At 32.4% G+C, this 22,546-nt stretch carries 18 protein-coding genes; 10 read left to right on the forward strand and 8 right to left on the reverse strand.

Features of this window, described 5'->3' with window-relative positions; translation table 11 throughout:
• Nucleotides 1-77: 77 nt before the first annotated feature.
• The gene (gene dba / locus BGS40_RS08015) at nucleotides 78-245 is read left to right on the forward strand and encodes a disulfide bond formation protein Dba (RefSeq protein ID WP_002779270.1); all 168 of its coding nucleotides are present in this window, start codon (nucleotides 78-80) and stop codon (nucleotides 243-245) included.
• A gap of 11 nt (nucleotides 246-256) precedes the next feature.
• Complete coding sequence (gene dsbI / locus BGS40_RS08020; RefSeq protein WP_002787430.1) at nucleotides 257-1,783, forward strand: disulfide bond formation protein DsbI; 1,527 nt, start codon at nucleotides 257-259, stop codon at nucleotides 1,781-1,783.
• Nucleotides 1,784-1,803: 20 nt separating this feature from the next.
• On the opposite strand, the gene queC is transcribed toward dsbI, so the two are convergent.
• Nucleotides 1,804-2,478, reverse strand: a complete 675-nt coding sequence (queC, locus tag BGS40_RS08025) for a 7-cyano-7-deazaguanine synthase QueC (RefSeq protein ID WP_002858807.1) — start codon at nucleotides 2,476-2,478, stop codon at nucleotides 1,804-1,806.
• 76 nt (nucleotides 2,479-2,554) lie between these two features.
• On the opposite strand from queC, the gene BGS40_RS08030 reads away from it, so the two are divergent.
• The gene (locus BGS40_RS08030; RefSeq protein WP_002853125.1) at nucleotides 2,555-3,781 is read left to right on the forward strand and encodes an HD domain-containing protein; all 1,227 of its coding nucleotides are present in this window, start codon (nucleotides 2,555-2,557) and stop codon (nucleotides 3,779-3,781) included.
• Between the two features lie 91 nt (nucleotides 3,782-3,872).
• Complete coding sequence (locus tag BGS40_RS08035) at nucleotides 3,873-4,397, forward strand: YagU family protein (protein WP_002857701.1); 525 nt, start codon at nucleotides 3,873-3,875, stop codon at nucleotides 4,395-4,397.
• Between the two features lie 11 nt (nucleotides 4,398-4,408).
• Here the strand turns inward: BGS40_RS08035 and ilvD are convergent, their stop codons facing one another.
• Nucleotides 4,409-6,085 (reverse strand): dihydroxy-acid dehydratase, encoded by a 1,677-nt coding sequence (gene ilvD / locus BGS40_RS08040; protein ID WP_002857690.1) that lies wholly within the window; start codon nucleotides 6,083-6,085, stop codon nucleotides 4,409-4,411.
• Between the two features lie 159 nt (nucleotides 6,086-6,244).
• Here ilvD and BGS40_RS08045 point away from each other — a divergent pair, with 159 nt between their 5' ends.
• The 3 genes from BGS40_RS08045 to BGS40_RS08055 all read left to right on the forward strand — a co-directional run bounded on the left by BGS40_RS08045 (nucleotide 6,245) and on the right by BGS40_RS08055 (nucleotide 7,804).
• A complete protein-coding gene (locus BGS40_RS08045) occupies nucleotides 6,245-6,892 on the forward strand; it encodes a ferritin family protein (protein ID WP_002853081.1) in 648 nt (215 codons plus the stop codon).
• Between the two features lie 64 nt (nucleotides 6,893-6,956).
• Nucleotides 6,957-7,196, forward strand: coding sequence for a ComEA family DNA-binding protein (locus BGS40_RS08050; protein WP_002853093.1), 240 nt, complete (start codon nucleotides 6,957-6,959; stop codon nucleotides 7,194-7,196).
• A 32-nt stretch (nucleotides 7,197-7,228) separates the two neighbouring features.
• Nucleotides 7,229-7,804: a ribonuclease HII gene (locus BGS40_RS08055; RefSeq protein ID WP_002857688.1), complete on the forward strand. Its 576-nt coding sequence runs from the start codon at nucleotides 7,229-7,231 to the stop codon at nucleotides 7,802-7,804.
• Here BGS40_RS08055 and BGS40_RS08060 read toward each other — a convergent pair whose 3' ends face one another.
• The 3 genes from BGS40_RS08060 to BGS40_RS08070 all read right to left on the reverse strand — a co-directional run bounded on the left by BGS40_RS08060 (nucleotide 7,805) and on the right by BGS40_RS08070 (nucleotide 15,191).
• Complete coding sequence (locus BGS40_RS08060; protein WP_002858828.1) at nucleotides 7,805-9,250, reverse strand: glutamate synthase subunit beta; 1,446 nt, start codon at nucleotides 9,248-9,250, stop codon at nucleotides 7,805-7,807.
• A gap of 9 nt (nucleotides 9,251-9,259) precedes the next feature.
• Nucleotides 9,260-13,750, reverse strand: coding sequence for a glutamate synthase large subunit (gene gltB / locus BGS40_RS08065; RefSeq protein WP_096738602.1), 4,491 nt, complete (start codon nucleotides 13,748-13,750; stop codon nucleotides 9,260-9,262).
• Nucleotides 13,751-13,883: 133 nt separating this feature from the next.
• Nucleotides 13,884-15,191 (reverse strand): Na+/H+ antiporter family protein, encoded by a 1,308-nt coding sequence (locus BGS40_RS08070; protein WP_072227286.1) that lies wholly within the window; start codon nucleotides 15,189-15,191, stop codon nucleotides 13,884-13,886.
• A gap of 203 nt (nucleotides 15,192-15,394) precedes the next feature.
• Between BGS40_RS08070 and sorA the strand changes: the two genes are divergently transcribed.
• Nucleotides 15,395-16,633 (forward strand): sulfite:cytochrome c oxidoreductase molybdopterin oxidoreductase subunit, encoded by a 1,239-nt coding sequence (gene sorA / locus BGS40_RS08075; protein ID WP_002859724.1) that lies wholly within the window; start codon nucleotides 15,395-15,397, stop codon nucleotides 16,631-16,633.
• Between the two features lie 2 nt (nucleotides 16,634-16,635).
• Nucleotides 16,636-16,977 carry a sulfite:cytochrome c oxidoreductase monoheme cytochrome C subunit gene (gene sorB, locus BGS40_RS08080; RefSeq protein ID WP_002853099.1) on the forward strand — a complete coding sequence of 114 codons (342 nt, stop codon included), beginning with the start codon at nucleotides 16,636-16,638 and terminating at the stop codon, nucleotides 16,975-16,977.
• A gap of 25 nt (nucleotides 16,978-17,002) precedes the next feature.
• On the opposite strand, the gene gyrB is transcribed toward sorB, so the two are convergent.
• The 3 genes from gyrB to dnaA form a co-directional block, all read right to left on the reverse strand.
• Nucleotides 17,003-19,312 carry a DNA topoisomerase (ATP-hydrolyzing) subunit B gene (gene gyrB, locus BGS40_RS08085; RefSeq protein ID WP_002878709.1) on the reverse strand — a complete coding sequence of 770 codons (2,310 nt, stop codon included), beginning with the start codon at nucleotides 19,310-19,312 and terminating at the stop codon, nucleotides 17,003-17,005.
• Nucleotides 19,313-19,340: 28 nt separating this feature from the next.
• Entirely contained in the window at nucleotides 19,341-20,408 is a 1,068-nt protein-coding gene (gene dnaN, locus BGS40_RS08090) for a DNA polymerase III subunit beta (protein WP_002872305.1), read from the reverse strand.
• Between the two features lie 159 nt (nucleotides 20,409-20,567).
• Entirely contained in the window at nucleotides 20,568-21,890 is a 1,323-nt protein-coding gene (gene dnaA / locus BGS40_RS08095; RefSeq protein WP_002872304.1) for a chromosomal replication initiator protein DnaA, read from the reverse strand.
• Nucleotides 21,891-21,985: 95 nt separating this feature from the next.
• Between dnaA and ruvC the strand changes: the two genes are divergently transcribed.
• Nucleotides 21,986-22,468, forward strand: a complete 483-nt coding sequence (ruvC, locus tag BGS40_RS08100) for a crossover junction endodeoxyribonuclease RuvC (protein ID WP_010891952.1) — start codon at nucleotides 21,986-21,988, stop codon at nucleotides 22,466-22,468.
• The last annotated feature ends 78 nt before the right edge of the window (nucleotides 22,469-22,546 follow it).

Here is a 22,546-nt window from a genome sequence, read left to right on the forward strand (position 1 = left end):
GAAATTTCAATAAAAATTTTATTTTTAATTTATGTTTTTCAAGTAAAATTAGCAGTTTTTATTTCAAAGGAGATGCTATGGAGTTTCTTGAACTTTTATTAGTTTTAATCGCCTTGATACTGATTATCAAAAAACCAGAAAAAGAAAATTTGGCTTTTGGTTTGGTAATGGTAGCTTGGCTTTTAATGGTTTTTTTCTATGTTGGCCACAAAACAGGCGCACTATTAACAATAATGAATCTGTAAGGAAGGGCTAAATGAACGAAATCAATAAAACAAAAAATTTCTACACACTAATGTGTTTAGCAGGCTTTTTGATTATACTCTTGCCTGTAGGTATTGCAAATTTGATATTTGGTTATATGTTGGGCGATAGTCCTTGCACGCTTTGCTGGGGACAAAGAGAAGCAATGATCTTTATCGGTGTAATGGCGCTTTTCATTGTTCGTTATGGTATGAAAGGTAAATACCTTGCTGCTCTTTTAATCATGACAGCAGTAGGACTTTATCAATCTTTTGCTCACTATGGTAATCACGCTCATAGAGATTTAGATCAAGGTTTTGGTTTAGCAGTTTTTGGTATCCATACTTATTTTTGGGCTGAAGTAGTATTTTGGGCTGTTGTATTGCTCTTAGGTGTGATTTTTGCTTTTGCTCCTAAATTTAATGCTTTTGAAGCTGAACTAAATGGAGAAAAGTTTAGAAAATATACTAAATTTAGCTTTGCAGCAGTTTTAATCAGTGCTATCATCGTAGCATCAAATGTTTTCCAAGCCTTTGTTAGCACAGGTATTCCTCCTTATGTAGGACAAGGCGATCCTGTAAGATTTAGTTTAAATCCAAAATACATCATTTGGAGTAAAGAAGGTTGGAATGGTTTATGGCAAAATATTTCTTTCTTAGGAAAACGCGATGTTAAAGCTCCTGATTATGCTTTTGCACCTGCAAGTGAAAAACTTGGCATAAAATTTGATAATGATATCAACAATGCTCCATTTGCAAAAATCAATGATGAGCTTAAAATCACAAATGAACAAACCATAAATTTTGACAAAGCCATCAATACTCTTGATTATATCAATAACGAATTTGTAGCAAGTTCTAAATGGGATGTAGCTTTCTTAGATAATAATTTTAGCGTTAAAGAAGGTTTTGAACTTGATCCTTATTTTTCAGCTTCTATCGATCCAATCATCGGTATCATACCTTATATGAACGATAAATTCATTCTTATGGGCTCAAACAAATCTTTCTTAAGATTTGCAAAAAATCCTAATGCAAGTGAAGAAGATATCGCTAAACAATACGCTGACTTTGTAAAAGGCAATGATAAATTTAAAGGTCAAGGCGAAAGTTTAGGTCGCGGAAGACTTGATACCGTAAGAGCAAAATTTAACCATGTAGCAAGTATGACTACAGATGGAAATTATCTTTATCTTGCAACTGTTCCAAACAACAAAGATGCTAAAACTTTTGTAATCTCTAAAGTTTCTTTAAAAGATCGTGTTCTTTCAGGAGAATTTACTCCAAAAGCAAATCTTAAAGAAGGTAAAACTTTAGGCGATCTTTATGTAACTTCTATGACTTTTAAAGATGGGGAAATTTATGCACTTAGCAAAAATCACAATGTGATTGCTGTAATTGATCCAGTCAAAGAAGAAGTAGTGAAAACTATCGCTTTCCCAAGCTCTATCACTAATGCTAGAAGCATTTTCTTTAAAGATGGAAAAATCAATATTCTTTCTTATCAAGATGGAGCAAACAAGCTTTATACTTTAAACTAAGCTTTAAGTCCTAGTGAAAACTAGGACTTATATTTAATCTTATCTTTAAATCCTGCTTTTTCAAAACCTCTTAAACGAAGCAAACAACTATCACACTCCCCACAAGCTTCATCTTCACTCTCATAACAAGACCAAGTAAGTTCTAAAGGTACATTTTCTTTTAAGGCTAGTTCTACAATTTTAGCTTTGTTTAGTCTAACAAGCGGAGTTTTTATACAAACTTTGAAATTCTTACTCGTACCTTCATTGATAAATTCTTGTGCCTTTTGTATAAACTCATCAGTACAGTCGGGATAACCACTGCCATCTTCTTCTACCACCCCTATAAAAACACTCTCACAATTTTCCTTTTCAGCCAAAGATCCTGCTATACTTAAGAAAATTCCATTGCGAAAAGGCACATAAGTGATAGGTGGAGTATCGCTTGTACAAAGCTCATTTTTAGGGATGTCTATACTTTTATCGGTTAAGGCATTACCCCCTATATCTTTGATAAAACTCACATCTAAAATATAAGATTTTTCTACTTTTAAAGCCTTGCAAATTTGCTTAAAACATTCTTTTTCTTTTTCTTGAGTGCGTTGTTCATAGTCAAAATGCAAAGCGATGATTTCATAACCTTCTTTTTTGGCCAGATAAGCACACAAAGTACTATCCATACCGCCACTTATGATACAAAGTGCTTTTTTACTCATTTTTATCCTTAAATTTGCTATAATTTCACAATTTTAACGAAAATTTTTAAATTTAAATTGCAAAAAAGGCAAAAGCATGATAAACATAAAACTCATAGAACACATTTTTAAAGCCGCTTCTATCAGTCGTTGGAATGATTATCCAAGAATGGCAAATTTGGTTGAACTTGACAAACAAGCTCATAAATTCATCATCGCATATTTTATCGCTAAAATGGAAAAAGATGTGGATATGAGAGTGATTATAGAAGGGGGAATTTTTGAGTTTTTAAGTCGTGTTGTGGTAACTGATATACGCCCTGATGTGTATCATGAAATCGTGCGTCAAAAAAAAGCTGAAGTTAATGCTTGGGTTTTAAGCAAAATCGAACCTATGATAGAAGATATAGAAGATGGGGAATTTCTAAAGCGTTTTGAAGCGTATTTAAACGGTAATGCTTATGCTAAAGAAAGACTTATCTTAAAAGCAGCTTCATATTTTGCTACAAGATGGGAATTTAACATAGTTTATCAAACCTCAGCTTTTTTAAATGATATTGATGAGATTAAAAACAAAGTTGAAGAAGAATTGGAAGATTACTATGAGCTTATAGGAGCTAGAAAAATCGCTTTAAATCAAAAAATAGCCAAAATTATTGATCTTAGCGGAAGACTTCGCTTTCAAAAACGTTGGGCTCAAACTCCACGCATACCAGAAACCGCGGTTTTAGGACATATGCTTGTGGTGGCGATTTTAGGATATTTTTACTCACTAAAAATCAAGGCTTGCGATAAAAGACTTGAAAATAATTTTTATTGTGCTTTGTTTCATGATTTGCCAGAGTCTTTAACACGTGATATTATCAGCCCTGTAAAATACGGCATTGATGGACTTCATGATATCATAAATGATTATGAAATGAAACTTATTAATGAAAGAATTTTACCCTTTGTACCTGAGGGTTTAAGAGCTGAGTTTTCTTATATTTTAGGCATTAGAGAAGGTAGAAACGGTGAGTCAAATTTTGTAAAAAATGAGTTTGAAAATCGCACTTATAAAAATGCTAAAATCGAGCTTTGCAGCGGAAGTTTAAGCTCTTTTAATGAAAATGAATTTGGTGCTATAGATGGTAAGGCGCTTAAATACTGCGATAAAATTGCTGCTTATATAGAAGCAGGACTTAGTATAAGTTATGGTGTAAAGTCTAAAGAACTTGAAAGTGGTTTTTTAGGAATGCATGAGTTTTTTAAAGAAAATCCTACCATAGATGGGGTGAATTTTTTTGAAATTTGTGAAAGTTTAAGAGAGTATTTTAAAATTTAAATAAGATTTTTATACTACTATTTTCAATATGTTTTAAATAAAAATATTATAAATTCAAATTTTATTTTGTATAAAATATAAAGGAGTTATTATGAAAAAATACTTTCAAAAGCGCTATACTTTAGCCTTTTTTATAGGTATATTAGCGGGTATTTTCGGAGCTATTGTTAAATGGGGTTGGGAAGTACCTTTTCCTCCAAGAAATCCCAATGTTTTTTGGCCAGCAGATGCTTTAGAACGTGTTACTCCACCTAAAATTTTTCTAGAACAACTAGGCTTGCCTACTGATTGGACTTATATGTTTTCAGGTATGCAAATGCCTTTGTCAATTTTTATAGTACATGTCGGTTTTTCTATTATTTTTGGAGTGGCTTATTGTATGATAGCGGAAAAATGGCACCGTATTACTATGTGGCAAGGTGCAGTTTTTGGATTTTTTGTTTATCTTTTTGCCCATGTTATTGTAATGCCTTTAATTGCAGAAGTTCCACCACTTTCTGAAATTCCTTTTGATGAACACCTGTCTGAAATTTTTGGCCATATTGTTTGGCTGTGGGGCATGGAAATAGTTCGTAGAGATATAAGAAATCGTATAACCAAAGAAATAGAAGAATGAAAGGAAACCTTTCATTCCATATCTAAAACCGCACCTTTACTAGCATTGCTAACAAGTTTTTGATACATTCTAAGCCATCTTGAAGACACCTCTTTTTGAGGCAATGCAAATTCTTTTTTACGTTTAGCAATTTCTTCTTCACTTACATTTGCATGGATAGTATAAGCATCTACATCAATTTCTATTTCATCTCCATCTTTTAAAAGTCCTATAAGACCACCTTCAGCTGCTTCAGGGGAAATATGACCGACGCTTAAACCCCTTGTAGCCCCACTAAAACGACCATCGGTGATTAAAGCTACATCAGCACCTAAACCCATACCCATTAAAAGTGAAGTAGGACTTAACATTTCTTGCATACCAGGACCCCCTTTTGGACCTTCATAGCGTATTACACAAACATTTCCTTTTTGCACCTTGCCTTTGATAATGCCTTTTATAGCTTCATCTTGAGAGTTAAAACAAACAGCTTTGCCTTTAAATTTTCTTTCTCCGATTATTCCTGCGGTTTTTATAACGCAACCTTGCTCGGCTAAATTTCCAAACAAAATGGCAAGCCCACCTACTTTTGAGTAAGCATTATCTACTTTACGAATGATATTTTCATCTTTAATTTTGGCATTTTTTAAGCGTTCTTTGAGACTTTCTCCTGTAATGGTCAGTGCATCAAGTTCTAAAATATGTCCTTGTCTGCTTGAAATTTCAGCCATAACTGCACTCACACCGCCTGCTTTGTGGATATCATCCATATAAACACTATTTAGCGATGGGGCTATTTTTGCTATATGTGCAACTTTACTTGAGATGAAATTTAAATCTTTAATGTCTAGTGCTACCCCTGCTTCACGCGAAATGGCAAGCATGTGTAAAACTGTATTGCTACTTCCACCCATTGCCATATCTACTACCATAGCATTACGCACAGCTTTTTGAGTGATAATATTACGAATTTTAAAACGTTCATCTAGGGCGATTTCACAAATACGACGCGCTGCTTTTCTTAAAAGCTCTTCTCTTTCTTTACTTAAAGCTAAAATGGTTCCATTGCCTTCTAGTGCTATACCCATAGCTTCGCATAAGGTATTCATAGAATTTGCTGTAAACATTCCCGAACAAGATCCACCACTTGGACAGGCTGAACATTCTATATCTTTAAATTCTTCTTCACTAATTTTTTTGGATTCATAAGCCCCTACAGCTTCAAAAACAGAGCTAAGGCTGATCTTTTCTCCTTTTTTGGTTACTCCTGAAGCCATAGGCCCACCACTTACAAAAATGGTTGGAACATTGACCCTTAAAGCTCCCATTAACATACCAGGAGTAATTTTATCGCAGTTTGGAATACAGATTAAAGCATCAAGTTGATGAGCATTCATCACTGTTTCAATAGAATTTGCGATAAGTTCACGACTTGGTAAAGAATAAAGCATACCTTCATGTCCCATAGCTATACCATCATCTACACCTATGGTATTAAACTCAAAAGGTACGCAACCATTTTTGCGTATCTCATCTTTAATGATTTTAGCATAATCATTTAAAAAATAATGCCCTGGGATTATATCTATATAGCTATTTGCTACACCTATAAAAGGTTTGTCAAAATCTTCATCTTTCAAACCACAAGCACGAAGTAAAGAACGATTAGGTGCTCTTAAATGTCCTTTTTTTATCGCATCGCTTCTCATTGTAACTCCTGATAATAATTTTTTAAAATTATATTTAGCAAAGCTTAATTTTTGTGAAATTTATTTTGATATACATTTTCATAAATGATAAAAATTATTAATTGACAAAAATATTTTTTTATAATACAATACTTTTTGATAATCAAAAAAGGAGTCAAAATGAGACAATATGAAACCTATAAATGCCAAAAATGTGGCAATGAAGTAGAAGTTCAAAATGTAGGTGGCGGTAAGCTTAGTTGTTGTGGTGAAGAAATGAAATGTATCACTACAGATTTAACTGCAGTAAATTTAATGAAAGCTTTTGCAGGCGAATCTATGGCAAGAAACAAATACGATTTATTTGCTGATGTAGCTGAAGAAGAAGGTTGGCATGCGGTTGCTAGACATTTTAGAGAAGCGGCTGAAAATGAAAAATGGCATGCAAGAGCAGAATTTAAAGCTTATCATGAAATCGTTGATGGCAAACCTTTAGAAGTAACTACAAAAAACCTAGTAACTGCTGCAGAAGGTGAAAACTATGAGCACACAACTATGTATCCAAATTTTGCAAAAATCGCTGAAGATGAAGGCAAAAAGGCTATAGCGAGATTATTTACAGCTATTGGTAAAGTAGAAATTGAACACGAAAGAGAATATCTAGCGCTTAAAAAAATGCTCGAAGAAGAAGAATTTTTTAATAGTGAAGTAGAAGAATTATGGGTTTGTGAAGTATGCGGACATATACATCGTGGCAAAAAAGCTCCAGCAGCCTGTCCTTTATGTAAAGCACCAAAAGAGTATTTTAAACGTGAATTTTTGGGTTAAGTTAAGAAATTCTTATCCTTTTTAAGATAATATTATAATTATTTTTTAATAAAAGGATAAGAAAATGAAAAAATTACTATTTTTATTTTTTGCTTTAACAGCTTTTCTCTTTGGTGCTGTAAATATCAACACTGCAACACTAAAAGAATTAAAAAGTTTAAATGGTATTGGCGAAGCTAAGGCTAAAGCGATTTTAGAATACCGCAAAGAAGCAAATTTTACAAGTATTGATGATCTTAAAAAAGTTAAAGGCATAGGTGATAAGCTTTTTGAAAAAATCAAAAATGATATCACAATAGAATAAAAGGGCATTTTTGCCCTTCTTTTTAGAAAAATTTGAAAACTTTATTTGACACAAAAGAACTTTTAAACGAATTTGATATAAATTTAATCGGTATTGATGAAGCAGGACGCGGTGCTTTAGCAGGTCCTATGATGATGGCAGCTTGCAAACTGAACAAACAACTTGATGGGTTGTGTGATTCTAAAAAACTAAGCGAAAAAAAACGCGAAGAACTTTATGAAATCATCATCAAAAATTCAAACTATCTCATACTTGCTTTTTCTTCAGAACAAATCGACGCACTAGGCTTAAGCACTTGTTTAAAAAAAGGCTTAAAACTTATAAAAAAGCATTTTAAAACAGAAAATAACTTCTTATATGATGGAAACACCAACCTAGGTATAAACGGGATAAAAACACAAATCAAAGCCGATGCTAGCATTTTGCAAGTAAGTGCAGCTAGCATACTCGCAAAAGTTAGTAAAGATAGGGTGATGAATTTCTTAGCTAAAGACTTTCCTTGTTATGAATTTGAAAAAAACAAAGCCTATGGCACAAAAGCCCATAAAGAATTTATAGCTAAATTTGGAATTTGCAAACTCCACCGAAAAAGTTTTAAACTTTTATGATTATTTTGCTAAATTTTGATGCAAACTCAAAGCACATTCTATACCATCTTTTATAGCCCAAACAACTAAAGATTGTCCTTTTCTAGCATCTCCACAAGCAAAGATTTTTTTATGAGTGGTTTGGAAATTTTCTGTGCTTATGTTGTTTTTCTCATCTAATTTCACTCCAAAATTTTTAGCGATAGCTTCTTCGCACCCGCTAAAACCCATAGCTAAAAGCACTAAATCCGCTTTATAAGTTTTTTTAGAATTTGGAATTTCAACATTTATAGCCTTGCCTTCTTTAAACTCGCGTTTTAAATCATTTGCTTCAACACATTCTACATGAGTTTTTCCTAAAAATTTCTTTGTCATTTTTTGATATTCCCTAGGATCTTTGCCATATACAGCAATGGCTTCTTCTAAACCATAATCAGTAGTAAAAATGTCAGCTTTTAAAGGCCAAGGATTGTTTTGGCTTCTTTGCAAAGGTCTTTTTGGACTTCTTTCAAAACGCACTATAGATTTAGCCCCTTGTCTTGTCGCCACAGCAATACAATCCACACTTGTATCCCCGCTTCCTATAACCAAGACATTTTTACCTTTGGCCATATCTGCACCCTTGCCTGTTTTTAACAAAGTTTTGGTATTTTGCGTTAAAAAATCAAGGGCAAATTCAACCCCTTTTAGCTTTCTGCCTTCTATATCAAGATCTATAGGCTTGCTTGCTCCTGTACAAAGCACCAAAGCATCAAATTCTTTTAGAAGTTTTGAAACCTTATCTTTGCTGTCTATATTTTCATTCGCTTTAAATTCAATCCCGCTTTTTTTAAGCAAATCCACCCGTCTTTGAACTATACTTTTATCAAGCTTCATATCAGGGATACCATACATCAAAAGTCCACCTATTTTATCGCTTCTTTCAAAAACACTTACTTTATAACCTAGTGAATTTAAAGTGTTAGCACAAGCAAGCCCAGCAGGTCCACTTCCTATGATAGCGATTTTTTTGCCATTGTATTGCTTAGGTTTATTTACTCTTACTAAATTTTCCTTAAAAGCATTTTCTATAATGGATAATTCATTATTTTTTATGCTCACACTAACACCATTTATCGCACACACACAAGAATCCTCACAAGGAGCAGGGCAAACACGACCGGTAAATTCAGGAAAAGGATTGGTAAGATCAAGTCTTTCATAAGCTTCTTCCCATAAAGAACGATAAATAAGATCGTTCCATTCAGGAATGAGATTGTTTAAAGGACAGCCTACATCTTTTCCTTCGCTCATCACACCCGTATGACAAAAGGCCACACCACAATCCATACATCGTCCGCCCTGAATTTCTTGTTCTTTTTTATCCAAAGGTATAGTAAATTCTTTGTAATTTAAAACCCTTTCCTTAGGAGCAATTTTTTTAAAATCCATTCTTTTAAAATCTAAAAAACCTCTTGCATTTCCCATTTTTACTCCTTATTTTTGTGTGATTTTCAAAAATGCTGCTAAATTTGGATCTTTTTCATTTTTACAAAGATCAAGCATTTTTAACATCTTTTCATAATCTCTTGGCGTGACTTTAAAAAAGTCTTTTTTATCGAATTTTTCTAAAATATCTTTAGCCTTTTTAGAATCTGTATAAGTGATATGTTTTTCTATCACAGCTTTTAATTCTTTTTCATCCTTAGCATTAAGATCTTTAATATCCACAAGCTCGGTATTTACATGAGCTTCATTGTGTCTTCCAAAAATATAAACAACGCCCCCACTCATACCAGCAGCGAAATTCGCACCCACATCTCCAAGAACTACAACTTGTCCACCTGTCATATATTCACAACCATGCACGCCTGTTCCTAAAACCACAGCCAAAGCCCCTGAATTTCTTACACAAAATCTTTCCCCTGCTATACCATCTAAATACACTTCACCTTTTGTAGCTCCGTATAAACAAGCATTTCCTGCGATGATATTTTCTTCAGGTGAAAAAGTGGCTTCATTTGAAATTTTTGCTATGATTTTACCACCACTTAAACCCTTGCCTAAATAATCATTGCTATCGCCTACAATCTCAAGTTTAATACCCTTTAACAAAAACGCTCCAAAGCTATTGCCTGCATTGCCTATAGCTTTGATATGGATACTATCTTCATCTAAAGCATCTTTTCCATAAGTTTTTAAAATTTCACTTGAAAGCATAGTTGCAAAAGTACGACTTTGATTTCCTACTTCTAAAGAAAGTTTGATAGGCTCTTTTTTCTCCACAGCATTTTTACAAAGTGGTAGTAAAATTCTATAATCAATCGTTTTTTCAAGTTTATTGTCTTTATAATCTTTAAAATGCACAGCGGTTCTATTATAAGTAGGCAAGGATTTTAAAATTTTATCTAAATTTAGCTTTCCTGCTTTACCTTGCACACTTTTTTGGCGGAGTTTATCCACGCGACCTATCATATCATCTAGGCGTTCAAAACCAAGCCTTGCCATGTATTCTCTAAGCTCCTCAGCTATAAAATACATGAAATTAATCACATCATCTACTTTGCCTTTGAAACGATCTCTAAGTTCTGTATCTTGAGTGGCTATACCAAAAGGACAGGTATTTAGATGACAAACTCTCATCATTGTACAACCTAAAACAATCAAAGGCGCGGTTGCAAAACCAAATTCTTCAGCTCCTAAAAGTGCTGCTATGGCTAAATCACGCCCATTCATAAGCTTTCCATCAGTTTCTAATCTTACCCTATCTCTAAGCTTATTTAAAATCAAAGTTTGATGTGTTTCAGCCAAACCTAACTCCCAAGGAATTCCTGCATGCGGTATAGAAGTTCTAGGACTTGCACCCGTACCTCCATCATAACCTGAAACAAGGATTAAATTCGCTCCTGCCTTAGCCACACCTGCAGCAACCGTTCCTATGCCATTTTCGCTTACAAGTTTTACTGAAATTTTAGCGTCTTTGTTAGCATTTTTTAGGTCATAAATAAGTTGAGCTAAATCTTCTATAGAATAAATATCATGATGAGGAGGTGGGGAAATCAGCGTCACACCTGCAGTAGAATGTCTAGCCTTAGCTATCCAAGGATAGACTTTAAAGCCCATTAATTGTCCGCCTTCACCTGGTTTTGCGCCTTGAGCGACTTTGATTTGAATTTCTTTTGCATGACTTAAGTAGTTTAAATCCACGCCAAAACGCCCACTTGCTACTTGCTTAATGGCTGAGTTTTTATCCACACCCTCTTTGATTTCATAGCGTTCTTCATCCTCGCCACCTTCACCTGAATTTGATTTAGCACCTATTTTATTCATAGCCTGTGCTAAACACTCGTGTGCTTCTTTAGAAATAGAACCATAACTCATCGCCCCTGTTCTAAAGCGTTTAACTATACTTTCTACACTTTCAACCTTATCTATACTGATAGCTTCACTAAAATCAAATTCCATCAAAGAACGCAAATTAACTTGTTTTTCATCTACTAAAGCCGAGTATTTTTTAAAGCTTTTATAGTCTTTGTTGCGACAGGCTTGCTGAAGATTAAAAATCACAAGCGGATCGATTAAATGTTCTTCTTTAGCACTTCTAAAACCATGAATTCCTTTAGAATCTAAAGCCTTATGTGTATCGTTAAAAGCATGTTTGTGTAAAGCAATGAGTTCTTTTTCAAAATCTTCTAAATCCATACCTTCAATGCGTGAAGTTGTAGAAGTGAAGTATTTATCAATCACCTTAGAGCTTAAGCCCAGACATTCAAAAAGTGCAGAACCATTATAACTTTGCAAGGTAGAAACCCCCATTTTAGAAGCAATTTTGACTATACCACTTGAACTTGCCTTGATGAAATTTTCTACCGCCTTTTCATAACTTAAATTTAAATCTTTATTGGCAATGAGTTTTTGTATACTCTCATAAACCAAATAAGGATTAATAACAGTCGCACCATAACCTAAAAGACATGCAAAATGATGAATTTCTCTAGGTTCACCACTTTCGATGATAAGACTTGTATGTGTTCTTAAATTTTTTCTTACTAGATGATTATGCACTCCAGAAACAGCAAGCAAAGCAGGGATATAAGCGTTTTTTTCATCCACTCCTTTATCGCTTAAAATGATAATAGAAACACCTTTTTTAACCTCATCTTCTATCTTAACGCAAAGTTCATCTAAAGCCTTTTCTAAAGTTTTTTTAGAATAATCATAAAGTATAGAAAATTCTTTAACTTGAAATTTATTTAAAGCCTTAACTTCAAAAAGTTCTTCATTGCTTATCACAGGCAAGGCTATTTTTACGCGTTTTGCATTGTTTTCATCGGGTTTTAATAAATTGCCTTCGCTTCCTAGATAAATCCTTGTAGAAGTAACGATCTCTTCTCTTATGGCATCAAGAGGAGGATTAGTTACTTGTGCAAAAAGTTGTTTAAAATAATTATACAAAGGTTGATAAGTTTTAGAAAGTATAGCCAAAGGAGTATCTACACCCATAGCTGCTATAGCTTCTTTACCATTTTGAGCCATAGCAGCCACACTCATTTTAAGCTCATCATAACTCCAACCAAAAGCTTTTTGGAGTTTTAAAACCTCATCTTCTTTTAAAAACTGATGTTTATAAACTCCGCTTTTTTGTTTTTCAAGTTCAACTAAATTTTTAAGCCATTTTTTATAAGGCTTAGCATTAGCATAATGCTCTTTGATTTCATTATCAGCTATAACCCTACCTCTTGCTGTATCAACGAGTAAAAGTTTTCCAGGTTCTAAGCGTTTTTTGGCTTTGATATTTTTTTCATCAAGTTTTAATGCCCCTGTTTCACTTGAAAGTATGAGCATATCATCTTTTGTAAGATAATACCTTGAAGGACGAAAACCATTTCTATCCAAACTCGCCCCCATAATCACTCCATCAGTAAAAACTATAGCAGCAGGCCCATCCCAAGGCTCCATCAATAAAGAATGATATTCATAAAAAGCACGCTTTTTGCTTTCCATATTTTCATTTTTGTGCCAAGGTTCTGGCACCATCATCATAAAAGCTTCTTCTAAAGTACGACCATTTAGAGCTAAAAATTCTAAAGTATTATCAAACATTGCAGAATCACTGCTAGGCTTAGCTATGATAGGAAAAATTTCATCTAAATTTTCAAAATACTCACTTTGCATCAAGCCTTCTCTAGCTCTTATGCTATCAACATTTCCGCGTATGGTATTAATCTCTCCATTATGCACCATATAACGGTTTGGATGGGCTCTTTCCCAACTTGGGAAGGTATTAGTCGAAAAGCGAGAATGCACCAAAGCGATGGCTGATTTCATATTGACATCTTTAAAATCAAGATAAAAATCGCTCAATTGAGTTGAAAGAAGCATTCCTTTATAAACTATGGTGCGTGAAGAAAAACTTGAAAAATAAAATTTTGGCACATTAATAGCTCTTTTTTCTATAAGTCGACGCGTACTATAAAGCACTCTTTCAAACTCAAGTCCTGCACTTATTTTACTTGGTTTTTTCACAAAGGCTTGTAAAAAATAAGGCATAGCTTTTAAAGCACTTGCACCTATATCACTAGGATTAAAAGGCACTTCTCTAAAACCTAAAAATTCAAGTTTTTTATCCTTTAAACCTTGTAAAAATATTTCTTTTGCTTCTTCTTTTGCATCAGTATTGGGTGATAAAAACATCTGTGCTACAGCATAATCACCCTTTTTAGGAAGTTCAAAACCCAATTCTTGAGTTTTAAAAAAATCATGTGGAATTTGGATTAAAATCCCCGCCCCATCACCTGAATTTTCTTCAGCTCCTGCACCACCTCGGTGTTCAAGATTCATCAAAATTTCTAAAGCATCACAAATAACCTTATAAGAAGCAATACCGCGTATATTAGCAACTGCAGCGATACCACAGGCATCGTGTTCGTTCTTTGGGTGATATAAACCTATGCTTTGATTATTTTCTAGGATATTTTCTAAATCCATTTTGCTCTCCTTATAAGACTGATTTAAATTTTGTTAGCTTTATAAGGATTATAGCATACATTTTTTTAAAATCGATATAATTTTTATCTTAAAAATAAATAAATTAAAAAATATTTTGATAGATTTGCAAAAATTATAAAAACATGGCGATAATACTACCCAAAATCAATAATGGACCATTATAAAAAATAAAAGTTGGTATGCAAGTATCTTTAATGTGATCGTGTTGTTTATCAGCATTTAATCCTACAGTAGTTCCCATGGTTGTTTCACTGGCTGGACTTCCTGCATCTCCTAAAGCTCCTGCTACTCCTAAGATAAATATAATAAGTGCTGTACTAAAACCAAGTTCCAAACAAATAGGACAAAAAAGCGTAGCTATGATAGGTATAGTTCCAAAAGAAGTACCTATACCCATAGTGATGATAAGTCCTATTAAAAGCATGAAAAATACTGCTAAAAATTTACTTTGCTCCATCCAAGGAACGACTGAATTTACAAGATCTACTACTGATCCACTTTCTTTTAAAACTTCTCCATATCCTGCAGCAACAAGGATAACAAAAGCTATAAAACCCATCATTTTAAGCCCATCATCAAAAACTTCATTGACTTTTGAAAATTCAACTCCACCCAAAATAACCATTAAAACAAAACCCAAAAGCCCTGATAAAGGTAAATTCATAGTCAAAATTTGCAAAATTAAAGTTAAAACAAGCCCAGCTAAAACACCCCATTCTTTACGCGTCATTTCAAGATTTTCTAAATCCACTTTAGCAATTTCTACTTCTTGATACTCTCTTGACTTACGATAAAACACAAAAAGCGCTAGAAAAAGTCCTGCTATCATACAAATAGCAGCGAAATACATAGTATTTGTAACATCATTTAAAGATACACTTACATTATTTGCATTTAAATTATCTTTTAAAAGATCTTGAAAAGTAAGTCCAAAGCCTACTGGCAAAACCATATAAGGCGTAGTAAGTCCAAAAGTTAAAGCACAAGCAACCGCTCTACGATCGATTTTAAGTTTATTAAAAAGACTTAAAAGAGGTGGAATCAACAAAGGTATAAAAGCCACATGAATAGGAATTAAATTTTGAGAAAAACAAGAAATCAAAGCTATAGACAAAAGCAATAAATATTTTTTATGAGATATAAAATGACTTACTATCTTAATCAAATATGCAGTTAAATTTGTCTTTGAAATCGCTGCGGCAATGGCCCCTAAAAGTATATAGCTAAGAGCTGTTTTTAAATTTTCTTTCATTCCGCTTATAAGTATATTCATAGTATCTACGAGTTCAAGATGAGAAAATACACCTGCAACAAGAGCTGAGATCAAAAGACTCAAAAGTACATTAAAACGAAACAAACAAAGTAAAGTCATCAAAACAACACTGATAATGATAGGATTAGTAAGTAAAGTCAAAATTATTCCTTAAATAATTTTAAAAATTTAATTGTAGAAAAAACTTAGTTAAAATGTAATAAAACTCGAACATATAATGATTTTATTTTAATATGCAAAATTATAAAAATAATTAATTTTTTTAATCAAAAAGATTAATATAATCAATTATTTAAATTCCTAAAATTTATAATAAAATAAAAAAATCATAAAAATATAAGGATATTTCAATGAAACAAAACAATCAAAAAGAAGATCGCAGAAATTTCTTAAAAAATATAGGATTTGGTTTGCTTGGCATCAGTGTATTGTCAAATTTTTCTTTTGAGAATTTTTTAGGAAGTAAGGCTTTGGCAAAAGAATTGCCTGATTTTAAAATAGAAGGTAAAAAAGATCTTATCTACCATGGCGAAAAACCATTAACAGCAGAAACTGAAATTTATGCTCTTGATTCTGATTTTACCAAACCTGAAAATTTCTTTGTTAGAAATAATGGCTTACCACCAAGCCTAGAAACGATAAAAGAAAGACTTCACAAAGGTTGGACTTTAGAAATCGATGGAGAAAGCATTATCAATAAAAAATCTTACACCATAGAAGATTTAAAAAAGAAATTTAAAACCTATACTTATGCCTTAACAGTTGAATGCGGTGGAAATGGTAGATCCGAAGTTATACCTAGCACAAAAGGAACTCAATGGGGTTATGGTGCAGTAGCTTGCGGTAGATGGACAGGAGTGCGTTTAAAAGATATTTTAAAAGATTGTGGCATCAAAAATGATGCGGTTTATATCGGATATTATGGCATAGATACAAAATTAAATGGTGAAGAAACTTCACCTATTAGTAGAGGAGTTCCTATTTCTAAAGCTTTACAAGATGAAACTCTAATAGCTTGGGCTTATGAAGGCAAAGATATTCCTTTAGTCAATGGCTATCCACTTAGACTTGTTTGTGGTGGTTATCCTGCAAGTACAAGCGGTAAATGGCTTTATAAAATTTCAGTAAGAAATAAAATTCATGATGGTGAAAAGATGGAAGGTTCTTATAAAGTTCCTGTAAATCCGGTAAAACCAGGAGATTTTAACTATAAAGGCGAGATGAAAATCATAGAATCAATGCCTATAAGATCTGTAATTACTAATATCAAAAATGGTTCTGAAATAAAAGCAAATAAAAAATTTGAAGTTAGAGGTAAAGCTTGGGCTGGAGAACTTGAAGTTAGTGAAGTTTATATAAGCAATGATTATGGCGTAACATGGACTAAAGCAAAGGTAGAAAAACCATTAAATAGATTAGCATGGCAAAAATGGAGTGCTCAAATATCAATACCAACAAAAGGATATTATGAAATTTGGGCAAGAGCTATCGATAGTCAAGGTAACAGTCAACCTATGGTTTTAGCACAGTGGAATCCAGGAGGATATATCAATAATGCATGCCATAGAGTTAATGTTTATGGAGTTTAAGTATGAAAAAAATTATATTGATCTTAGCATTGTTTTTAAGTGCAAGTTGGGCTCAAAATCTTGAAATTAACCCTGATACAGGATTGATTATCGATCCTGATTCACCTTTAGTGGAAGCAAATTGTTTAGCTTGTCATGGATCCAATCTCATTACCAACATGCATGCAAGTAGAAAAGCTTGGTTAGCAGCTATAAGATGGATGCAAGATAGTGAAGGACTTTGGGAAATAGAACCTGAAGATGAAGAAAAAATTTTAAATTATCTTGAAAAATATTATGGAGAAAAATACGATACAAGAAGAAGAATTCCTCTAGCTATACTCTTACAAAACAAAACTCATTGAAGAAATCATTTCTTCAATGATAAATTTACACATCCAAATGCTTTACATCTTTAGCGTGTGCTTGGATATAATCGCGTCTTGGTTCAACCTCATCACCCATAAAGAGATTAAAGGTATCATTTGCACTTTGTGCATCTTCAATAGTGATTTTTAAAAGTCTTCTTACGCTTGGATCCATTGTGGTTTCCCAAAGTTGTTCAGGATTCATTTCCCCTAAACCTTTATAACGTTGTATAGTAGCACCTTTTTTAGCATTGGTTTCAACATCTTCAAGAACTTCTAAAATATCTTTATCAAATTCCAAGCCTCTATCTTTAATCTTATCAAAAATATAACTTGCTTCTTCATATAGTGGATGAGTGAAAAGTTCTTCATTGATCACAAGTTCTTCTAAGCCATTTTGAGTTTGAACGAAAGCTCGAATTTCATTTTCGTTGATATAATGATTTAAGATATTGTGTCCTTGTGTTTCTAAAAATTGTTTGATTACACTAAATAATTCTTCATTATTTCCTTTAACTAAATTTGAATTTTCTATCATATAGCGTATCACAGAAATCACATTAAAACGCTTTTCAAGATCTTTTAAAATCGCACGATAAGCTGCAACGATTTTTAAATAATCTTTTAAATCATTCATTCCTATACCTTCATAGTTTAAACCTTCTATTCCTGTTTCTATCAGGTATTCGCTCAAAGCTTTTTCATCTTTTAAATAAATTTGCTTTTTAGCTTTTTTATAAAGATATAAAGGTGGTTGTGCTAGATAAATATGTCCATTTGCTACAAGTTCATTCATAAAACGGAAGAAGAAAGTTAAAAGCAAGGTTTGTATATGTGATCCATCAACATCCGCATCTGTCATGATAATGATTTTATGATATCTAAGTTTTGAAAGATCAAAATCTTCACCTATACCACAGCCAAAAGCGGTAATCATATTTTGAATTTGCTCAGATTTTAAAATTTTATCTAATCTTGCTTTTTCAACATTTAAAATTTTACCACGCAAAGGCAGTATAGCTTGAAAAGATCTTTCTCTACCTTGTTTTGCAGAACCTCCTGCAGAATCCCCTTCCACAAGATAAATTTCACTTTCACTTGGATCTTTACTTTGACAATCAGCTAATTTCCCTGGTAAAGTTCCTACGCTTAAACTTTCTTTTTTACGCGTTAATTCTCTAGCTTTTTTCGCTGCTTCTCTTCCTCTAGCTGCCATTAAGGCTTTGTTCATTATAGCTTTAGCTTCGATAGGATTTTCTTCAAAATATTTAGTCAAATATTCAAAACTTGCTTTTGAAACTATAGGACGCACATAAGTTGAACCAAGTTTTCCTTTGGTTTGTCCTTCAAATTGTGGTTCAGGCACCTTTACACTCACAATAGCGATCAAACCTTCACGCACATCATCACCCGTGATTTTATTATCCTTTTCTCTAGCACTTGCATTTGCTTCTATATAGTTACTTATCACACGAGTTAAACCCATTCTAAAACCAGCTTCGTGTGTTCCACCATCTGGAGTTTTGATATTATTTACAAAAGAGAGTAAATTTTCACTATAAGTATCATTGTAAAGCAAAGCTACTTCAACATTCACATCTTCTTCATCTACGCTAAAGAAAATTGCTTTAGTTAAAGCTTCTTTTTTATTTAAGTCTGTAACAAACTGAGAAATTCCACCTTCAAAGTGAAAACTTTCATGTTTGCCTACGCGGTTATCTTTAAAATTTATAGTGATTTTTGGATTTAAGTATGCAAGTTCACGAAATCTTTTAGCCAAAATTTCATAATCAAATTCAGTCACTTCAAAAATTTGATCATCAGGCCAAAATTCTATAGTTGTTCCTGTTTTTTTACTTTTTCCTATCACACCAAATTCACTGATAACTTTACCTTCTGAAAATTCTTGACGATAAATTTCTCCATTTCTTTCAACTGTAGCTACAAGTTTTTTAGAAAGTGCATTTACAACCGAAACCCCAACACCATGCAAACCGCCTGAAACTTTATAAGTATCTTTATCGAATTTTCCCCCTGCATGTAGGACAGTTAAAACAACAGTTAAAGTTGGCATATTTTCAGTTGGGTGCATATCAACAGGAATACCACGACCATTATCACTAACTATACAGCTTCCTTCAGTAGTGATTTCTACATCTATAGTATCACAATGTCCTGCCATAGCTTCATCAATAGAATTATCCACAACTTCATAAATCATATGATGAAGTCCGCCTATGTTTGTATCTCCTATATACATACCTGGGCGTTTTCTAACAGCTTCTAAGCCTTTTAAGACTTTAATATTACTCGCACCGTAATTTTCTTGCATATTTTTCCTTTATCTTTTACTTGTTTTATTACAAAATCATAGGCATGATAATCATTGATAGTCCTTGGGATTTGACTATAAATGCTGAATTAGGTTCATTTACACTTAAAGTGAATTTTTCTTCTTCTATAGAAGTTAAGAAATCAAGTAAATATTTGATTTTTATAGTAAGATTAAATTCTTCACTTACTCCTGTTTGAATTTCAAGTTCTGTTTTTGCTTCCATATTGTCTAAACTTATACCTTCAAAGATGATTTTATCTTTGTTAAAATGAAGTCTCATTTTTTCAGTTACAACGCTGATTTTTTTAAGACTATCTATAAAATCTTCAGTTGAAAAACTGAGTTCTTGTTTGAAAGTTTTTGGTATAACTTTTTCATAATCTGGAAATTTATCATTGATAAGTTTTGTAAAGAATTCAAAATTTTCATTTTTAGCGATAAGCATATTTTGATCATAAAAAATTTCTATTTTTTCATAGAAAAGTTTTTGCATTTCCATGATAGCTTTTTTAGGGATACTAAAACTAAATTCTTGATTATTTGCTTTTTCTAAAGTATAGATTGCAAGGCGTTTTGTATCAGTTCCTACGAAGTTAATTTTATCTGTTTTTATATCTAAAAATGCACCATTTAAGGAGTATTTTGGGTTGTTTGTATCAATACTTGGTAATATCTTTTTAAGAGAACGACTTAAGTCACTTGAATCAATGTCAAATTGGTTTTTTCCTTCTGTATTTGGAAAATTTGGAAAATCTTCATGATTAAACATAGGAAGTTTGTATTTTGTGCTTTTCTGTCTTATAAATAAGAAATTATCAATGGTTTCTAAAACAACTTCTTCATTGTTTAAGCTTTTAATAACATCTGCAATACTTTTTGCATTTGCAGTAGCAAAACCACTTGATTCTACGCGGATTTTTTTTATTTTATAGTTGATACCTATTTCATAATCACTAGCTCTAATAAGAAGTTTATCTTCATCAGCATGAAAAAAAAGATGAGAAGTAATGGTGCTTGAGTCTTTTTTTTCTACATAAGCATTACATAAAATCACTGCAGATTCTAAAGTATTTTTATTGATACTTAACTTCATTTTTTCTCCTTGGTTTATTTTAATTTTAAATTCGTTGTAATAATAAGCTTGTTGAAATTGTGAAATTCTTCAAAGCAAAATAATCAAATTTGTATTTTATCATACTTTGCTTAATTTCTTTTTTTCACACTCTAGAATTTATTTTTCACATCCTTTCACTTAACTTTGACTTTTAACAAGAATTTTGTTTTTAAGTTCTTCGATTTTTGCTTTTAAAGAAGCATCATTTTCTATCATTTCTGTGATTTTTTTAACATTATGTGAAATAGCCGTATGATCTTTCATTTCAAAATAATTCGCAAGTTGCGGCATAGTCAAAGCCGTAAGTGTCCTAGCTAGGTAAATCACAGTGCGTCTTGCTGTGACTATATTTTGAGTTTTTTTATTGGATTTCACATCGCTTGGTTTGATGTTAAATTCTTTACATACCAAAGATAAAATGTCATCTATAGTGATATTTTCTTTCTTTTCTTTGATATGATCTTTCATCACACTTTTGGCAAGTTCAAGTGTGATTTCTTGTCCTAGTATGGTTGCATAAGCATTTAAACTTATGATAATACCTTCTATTTCTCTTATATTATCCCCTAAAGAAGTGGCGATATAGTTTATGATATCATTAGAAAGATTGATATCGTTAAATTCACATTTTTTTCTTATGATGGCTATTTTTGTATCTAGTTGAGGTGGAGTTATATCAGCTATGATCCCATGTGCAAAACGACTTTTTAAGCGTTCGGTTATACCTTTTAGCATGTTGGGTGGATTGTCTGAAGTCATGATGATTTGTCCATCATTATTTTTGATTTCATTAAATATAAAGAAAAATTCTTCTTGAATTTTATCGGTTTTTCCTAAAAACTGCACATCATCTATAAGTAAAACATCGCAGTTTCTATACTTTTCATGAAATTTATCTAAAGAACCATTTTTTAAATTTGAAGTAAAATCGTTGATGAAATTTTCACTGGTAGCGTAAATAACTTTTTTTCCCATTTCTAAGCTTGCATTTCCAACTGCTTGAAGTAAATGTGTTTTTCCAAGTCCTGTAGGCCCGTAAATAAAGATTGGATTATAAAGTTTTCCAAGTTTGTCTTTATGTGCTATGGCTTTACATGCTCCATAAGCGTATTTGTTAGAATCCCCTACAACAAAACTTTCAAAAGTAAAAGAAGGATTTAAAATCGTGCTTTGTGCTTTTATATGAGCTATGTCGATTTTTGTGCTTTTGTTGCTTTGTTTAGCACTTTGTGCTTGTATATTTATGATGGCTTTATTTCCGCTTTGTACTTCATAAAAATGCGCTATTTTTTTGCCGTATTTTGTTTGTATGAATTTAGCCATGAGTTCATTTGGAGCGTTAAAAACTAAAAGATCTGCTTTGCTTTGTTTTTCGTTGAATTTTAAATTTGATAAATAGTTTTCGTATTCGTTTTCGCTTAATTCTTTTTTTAAATTTTCAAGTATTTGGCTTGGATTCATAATCTCTCTTTAAATTTTGCATAATGTATAAATTTTATCTTAAATTTTATAAAAAAAGGTTAAAATCCGCTTTTGTATTTTATTTTTCAAAAGGTATGAATTTGAAAATTTTAGGTATAGATCCAGGTTCGAGAAATTGTGGCTATGCTATCATAGAAGCTGACAAAGGAAAAAACATTCTCATAGAAGCAGGACTTATAAAGATAAAGCCAAGTACCTTACAGTATCAAATCACAGAGCTTTGCGAGGGTTTGGACTTGATTTTTAAAAATCATTCTTTTGATGAGGTGGCTATAGAAGATATCTTTTTTGCTTACAATCCAAAAACCGTTTTAAAACTCGCACAATTTCGCGGAGCCCTATCTTTAAAAATTCTTCAAATTCATGGAGATTTTGCAGAATACACTCCCTTACAAGTAAAAAAAGCCGTTACAGGGAAAGCCAAAGCAACTAAAGAACAAGTTGCTTTTATGGTAAAAAGGCTTTTAGGACTTAGTAAAGATATCAAGCCTTTGGATATCACAGATGCTATTGCAGTAGCTTTAACCCATGCAGCAAATTTAAGAGTTAGGGTGTGATTTTGGTAATTTTCATTACACAAAAGCCCAAAGCTTCATAAACTCCTAAAATACCTTTAAATTTTTTCTATAAATTTT

Origin of the sequence: Campylobacter sp. 107, assembly GCF_002383835.1 — a bacterium.
GTDB lineage: Bacteria > Campylobacterota > Campylobacteria > Campylobacterales > Campylobacteraceae > Campylobacter_D > Campylobacter_D jejuni.